Here is an 812-nt window from a genome sequence, read left to right as displayed (position 1 = left end):
TTCCGCGTTTCTCAAAGTATGCTTTGTACCACAACACCAGCACATGGTGCATGTAGATATTTGCCAATATCGGACTGATGATATTTCCTTGGGCGGATCCCCATTCATTCGTCTGATACCTCCCTTCTTCCAGCACTCCTGCTTTCAGATACTTCTTTATCAGCCAGAGTATGTTCGGGTCTTTGATGTAGTATTCAACGAACTTCATTGTCCATTCGTGACTCATATGGTCGAAGAAACCTTTGATATCTGCATCTACAACATAGTTGATACGCTTTCGCACGATACTGATACACATTTCTTTGATTGCCATATGACAGTCGCGTTTCGGCCGGAATCCGTACATGTTCTCCTGAAACTTTGGTTCATATACCGCTTCCAATATCTTCTTTAGTCCTAATTGCACAATTTTATCTTCATAGACTGCAATACCCAGTGGACGCTTCTTTCCATTTGCTTTCGGTATATACACCCGCAGGGTCGGTTTCGGCTTATATGCCTTGTTCCTAAGTCTTTTCACCAGATTTCTGATGTTTTCTCTTAAGTTTTGGCTGTATTCCTCTTTTGTTATTCCATCGACTCCTGTTGCTTTCTTTCCGTCTAATTCTTTATGGCATTGAAGCAATAGTTCCTCATTCAGCAAGTGATACAGTGATGTAAATACCGGTCGGCTTTCATGAGCCGATTTGTCTGCTATTCTTTCTAATTTCGTTTGCATTTATCCTCCCGCCCCTGAGTGCGGTAAATGTGCCCTCAGAAAGAGTGTTATTATGCACTCCCCTTCCCTCCGCCATCATTACTGGCTTCTTTGG

1 protein-coding gene is annotated in these 812 nt (G+C 42.6%); it reads right to left on the bottom strand.

The window, feature by feature from the left end; genetic code table 11:
• Positions 1 to 718: reverse transcriptase domain-containing protein (locus BQ9856_RS00030; protein ID WP_235839080.1), on the bottom strand; the 718-nt coding region annotated here is incomplete at its 3' end.
• Positions 719 to 812: the final 94 nt, after the last annotated feature.

Source organism: Clostridium sp. Marseille-P2415 (assembly GCF_900155545.1).
Classification (GTDB): domain Bacteria; phylum Bacillota; class Clostridia; order Lachnospirales; family Lachnospiraceae; genus Lacrimispora.
The sequence above is the reverse complement of the archived record's forward strand: the minus strand, read 5'-3'. Positions and strand labels throughout refer to the sequence as shown.